This window comes from Moorena sp. SIO3H5, assembly GCF_010692395.1.
In the GTDB taxonomy this organism is placed as follows: domain Bacteria; phylum Cyanobacteriota; class Cyanobacteriia; order Cyanobacteriales; family Coleofasciculaceae; genus Moorena.
In genome coordinates, this window is sequence record NZ_JAAHHS010000494.1 from 1 (window position 1) to 5,125 (window position 5,125).

The 5,125-nt window shown below is 44.3% G+C and carries 5 protein-coding genes; all 5 read left to right on the forward strand.

The features are described from left to right. On the forward strand, positions 1-869 hold an 869-nt coding region (locus F6K52_RS32045), incomplete at its 5' end, for a glycosyltransferase family 4 protein (protein ID WP_293088436.1). A gap of 333 nt (positions 870-1,202) precedes the next feature. Continuing rightward, positions 1,203-3,926 carry a hybrid sensor histidine kinase/response regulator gene (locus F6K52_RS32050; RefSeq protein ID WP_293088438.1) on the forward strand — a complete coding sequence of 908 codons (2,724 nt, stop codon included), beginning with the start codon at positions 1,203-1,205 and terminating at the stop codon, positions 3,924-3,926. 196 nt (positions 3,927-4,122) lie between these two features. Further along, the gene (locus F6K52_RS32055) at positions 4,123-4,275 is read left to right on the forward strand and encodes a hypothetical protein (protein ID WP_293088440.1); all 153 of its coding nucleotides are present in this window, start codon (positions 4,123-4,125) and stop codon (positions 4,273-4,275) included. A gap of 211 nt (positions 4,276-4,486) precedes the next feature. Next, on the forward strand, positions 4,487-4,645 hold the full coding sequence (locus F6K52_RS32060; protein WP_293088442.1) for a hypothetical protein: 159 nt from the start codon (positions 4,487-4,489) through the stop codon (positions 4,643-4,645). A gap of 122 nt (positions 4,646-4,767) precedes the next feature. Continuing rightward, a partial coding sequence (locus F6K52_RS32065) for a magnesium chelatase domain-containing protein (RefSeq protein ID WP_293088444.1) occupies positions 4,768-5,125 on the forward strand: 358 nt, incomplete at its 3' end.

The following is a 5,125-nucleotide window of genomic DNA, read 5'->3' on the forward strand; positions in this document are numbered from 1 at the left end:
TGTTTGAGCTAGTACACGCCAACTCCCAAAAAGCATTCATTGGTGCTGCGATCGCAACATTGATGGGCGGTCCCACCGTGGTTTGGCACCTGCGAGATATTGTGACTGCACAACACTTTAGCTCAGTCAATCGTGCCATAGCTGTTTTCCTAGCTAATCGTCGAGTATCTCAAGTATTGGTCAATTCTCGTGCTACTGGTGAAGCCTTTATCGCTGCTGGGGGACGCGAAGACCTAGTCACACTGGTTTACAACGGCATTCGTTCAGACCCTTTCGATAATCTGGCATCGGATCAATCCGCTCAAATCCGTGACCAGCTGGGCATTGGTGATGCTCCACTAGTTGGTGTATTCAGTAGGCTATCTTACTGGAAAGGTCAGCATATTTTACTAGAAGCCTTACGGGAACTCCCCAATGTACACGCCCTGTTGGTTGGTGAAGCCCTATTTGGTGAAGCAGAATACGCCTCAAGGCTCGAAGCCATGGCTGCGGCACCAGAACTTGCTGGTCGTGTTCACATGCTGGGATTTCGCAATGACGTGCCAGCATTGATGTCTGCTTGCAATATTGTAGTCCATACCTCTACTGAACCGGAACCCTTTGGTCGGGTGATTGTCGAGGGTCAGTGGGCAAAACGACCAGTCGTTGCTGCTGCGGCTGGTGGTGCAGTGGAATTGATTCAGGATGGCGTGACTGGTCACTTGGTACCCCCAGGAGATTCAGCAGCACTGGCTAAGGTAATTGGTAATTTGCTCAGTGATCCAAGCGCTGCAGATAGGCTAGCCGAGCGGGGTTATATCCATGCTAAGTCTACTTTTTCCTTGGAATCCCTGTTGACGGCCTTTGACCAAGCTCTGAACAAGGTATAGCGCTACGCGCAAGTCAGAAGTTAGAAGTCAGAAGTCAAAAGTAAGTTATGGCTTGCGCGTAGCGCTATATCAAGGGGGATTCCTGTTTTCTTTAAACTAAAACATTTATGTCCGAAACTATACTTTCCTTGCTATGTTTAGTTCTTTTTTTTGGGGAAAACTAAGATCAGAGCAATCCTGATCACGATCTCATCGTCAACAGCCGATTGCTAGCAATACCATCATTTCAGCTTGGCTGGAATCTAGCTCAAGGTTGAACAGCAGGTGCGACCCAAGGCCGGGTTCCCCGGCCATTGGAAAGCGCACCTAAATTGTTTTTTCAAAGTCATGACGATGACCATCAAACCCCTCAACCGTTTGGTTTCCAAGGTTTCCTTAGGAACTGTCCTGATTGTTCCTTTTGTATTGCAGATCTTTACAGCGGTTGGATTAGTAGGATATCTCTCCTTTAGAAATGGCGAAAAAGCGGTTAATAAACTTGCATTCCAGTTACAGAGCGAAATCACTAACCGCGTCCAAGAGCATCTCAAGCATTACTTAAATCACCCTTCTCTTCTTGTTCAGAGTAATATCAATGCTTGGCAGCTCCAACAATTAAGTTTTAACAATCTTACTGTCTTGGAACGTCACTTATGGAAACAATTAAAACTCTGTAAGTCTGTTCGTTCCATTTATATGGTAGGCAATCCAGAAAAGCTAGAATATGCCTTTTCCAGACGCGAGCCAGATGGAAGCTTTGTTGTTAAGGACTTTGTCGATTTCCCGATTCGCCATACCTATGCTTTAGACGACCAAGGTCAGCGGACTAAGTTGTTGGTCTCAAAACCCTTCTATCCGCGAAAAAGACCTTGGTATATCAGTGCGGTAGAGTCACCATTACCCAGATGGAGCAAAATTTACAACTTTTCTGATGATGGCAAACTCGGAATCACTTTATCTGCTCCTGTTCAAGACCAGGCAGGAAATTTTCATGGTGTTATAGTTGTTGATCTTATTCTGAGCCTGATTAGTGATTTCCTGCGGGGAATCACCATCAGTCCTTCTGGTCAAGTTTTTCTTTTAGAACCGTCAGGAGAGTTAATTGCTAGTTCAACATCTGAACAACCATTTGTAATCAGCAATCAAGACAATCAACCTAAACGACTGAAGGCAACAGATAGTCAAAACCCATTAACCAAAATTACAGCACAGTATTTGCTTGAAAACCTTGGCAATCTTTCCAAAATTGAAGCAGCACAGCAGTTTAATCTTAAGCTTGATGGAGAACGTCAATTTGTGCAAGTTACTCCTCTTAATAAGCAGCGTGGTTTGGATTGGCTAGTAGTAGTGGTCATACCAGAATCGGATTTTATGGCGGAAATTAACGCCAATACCAGGCTCTCGATACTGCTGTGTATTTACGCTTTAATTGTAGCAACAATCATCGGCATTTTTACGGCACGGTGGGTAATAAAACCGATTTTACATCTCAATAGGGCTGCTAAAGACATTGCTAAAGGGAAATGGAATAAAACTGTAGCGATTAAGCGCTCCGATGAAGTGGGGGAATTGAGTGAATCCTTTAACCAAATGGCACTGCAACTGAAAGAATCCTTTGAAACCTTAGAGCAACGGGTCGAAGCACGCACGGCGGAACTAGCAGAGGCGAAAGACAAAGCAGAAGTTGCCAACCAGGCTAAAAGCGAATTTCTATCAAATATGAGTCATGAATTGCGCACCCCCCTCAACGGCATTCTTGGCTATGCTCAAATTCTTAAGCGAGAACATAATCTCAGTTCCCGCCAAACCGATGGTTTAGAAATTATCCACCAAAGCGGGATTCATTTGTTGACCCTAATCAACGATATCTTAGACCTATCCAAAATCGAAGCCCGTAAAATGGAAATCCACTCCGATGATATCCATTTTGCTAACTTCCTCGACAGTGTTGTGGGAGTGATAAAAATGCGGGCGTTGGAGAAAGATATTTTGTTCAAATACCAACCTGACGCTAACTTACCTATTGGAATTATAGCTGATGAAAAACGACTTCGACAAGTCTTACTAAACTTGTTAGGAAACGCCATTAAATTTACCGAGCAAGGTCAAGTTACCTTGGGGGTGAGGGTTAAGGAGTCTCAATTTAATACTTCTACTATTTGTTTTGATATTATTGACACTGGGGTTGGTATGACTCCCCAACAGTTAGAGAAAATATTCCTACCTTTTGAACAAGTGGGTGATAGTCAACGTCGGTCTGAGGGCACAGGGTTAGGATTAGCTATCACTAAGCAATTGGTCGAATTGATGGGTGGTGAGCTCAAGGTCACCAGTGAATTGGGGAAAGGGTCAAGGTTCTGGTTTGAAGTTAGTTTTACTCTGGCAGCAATCAGTGGAGAAACTCAAGCTGAAATCCCAGATAAAATTATAGGATATCGAGGTAAAAAACGTACCATATTGGTGGTAGATGACAAACTCGAAAACCGCTTAGTTCTTGAAAATATGCTTGCACCCTTGGGATTTGAGGTGGTCACTGGTGAAGATGGTCAGCAGGAAGTGGACTTGGCTCAGCAAATTCAACCGGATATGATTTTGAGCGATTTAGTTATGCCGGTTAAAAGTGGGTTTGAAGCTATTAAGGAAATTCGCCAAATCCCAAAGATTAGAGAAGTGCCAATTATTGCTATCTCTGCTAGCGTACTGGATATGGATCAGAAAAAGAGTCAAATTGCCGGTTGTGATGCCTTTTTGTCCAAACCCGTAGATGAACCAAAGTTATTGACCTTGTTAGGAAAGTATTTACATCTGGAGTGGGTGTACGAACAGAATGATCAGGTTTCAAAGATGAACTCTGAAAACGGTTCAGTGGAACCAACTGAACTAGTGATTCCGCCACTAGAAGAGATGGAAGTGCTCTATGAGTTGGCGATGTTGGGCAGTATGAAAAAAATTCGGGAGCGAGCTATATACCTCGAAGAACTCGATCACAAATACATGACTTTTGCTAACAACCTCAAAGAGTTAGCCCATGGGTTTCAAGAACAGAAGATTCTTGCCTTAGTAGAAAAATATTTGTAATCTAGCAATTATTATACCCATGAGGTACAAATCTCTGGGTTTTAGGGAGCAGGGAGCAGGGAGCAGGGAAGAGGAACCCACCCCTAACCCCTCCCAGGAGGGGAAGTGAGGGAAGAGGGAAAAAATAATGTGTACCTCATAGCTATGATAAAAGCTAGATGCAGCGGATCACCGGAACAGGGACAGAGAGGGAGGTATGGTAAGCATGGTAAGCATGGTAAGTGTGGGGAGATGGGGAGATGGGGAGTTAGATGAGCAACGGTTGTGCTTGCCACGGGGCTTTGAAGGTGCGGACACAAGCCTGAGCACACAGCTTCTCCAACGGAAATTACCCTTAAATAGGTACTAACTAGCTGGTCAGTACCTATTTAATAGGTACAGTACCTATTTCTTCCGCCAACGGGCATCTGGTCCTCGCCCAAGGCATTCGAGCCGCCCAGCGTTCCTTTCCTGGCGCAAGATACGGCGAATCAGATCAATTCCTACTTGACGCCTTAAGGGGCTGTTGGATTAATGTCTTCCCAAGTAGTCCCTGGATTTTTGGTAATTGCTAATGGCTAATGGCTAATGCTCGTAAGATTACCGATTACCGATTACCGATTACCGATTACCGATTCCCCGAAAATACTAGGTTACATCCCTTTTATGGAAAGGATATCAGTATTTATGTAATTTTCCGGTTAAACTCTCCAGGCGATAAGCACTATACTTGCCCTTAAGTGAAGGTTCCTAAAAAGAGAAACGAAGGAAAAAGTGAGACTGGTAATGGGGAGATGGGGAGTTTTCCCACTCTCCCCTTATTTTTTTTTCCTTGTCCTAAAACACGTATCAGGCTAACACTATGCTGGCTAGGGTTTGGAGTGGTTCAATTATCGGCATTGATGCTGTAAAAGTAGGGGTTGAAGTAGATGTGTCCGGTGGCTTACCGGGAATTGTAGTGGTTGGTTTACCGGATACTGCTGTCCAAGAGTCCCGAGAACGGGTGAAAGCAGCACTGAAAAATGCTGGTTTTGCCTTTCCGATGCGCAAAATTGTGATTAATCTGGCTCCGGCTGACTTACGGAAAGAAGGTCCTAGTTTTGATTTACCGATCAGTATTGGTATTTTAGCGGCATCGGAACAGTTAAATCCTCAGTTATTGGGAGACCACCTATTTCTCGGAGAAGTGTCTCTTGATGGCAGTTTGCGACCTGTAGCTG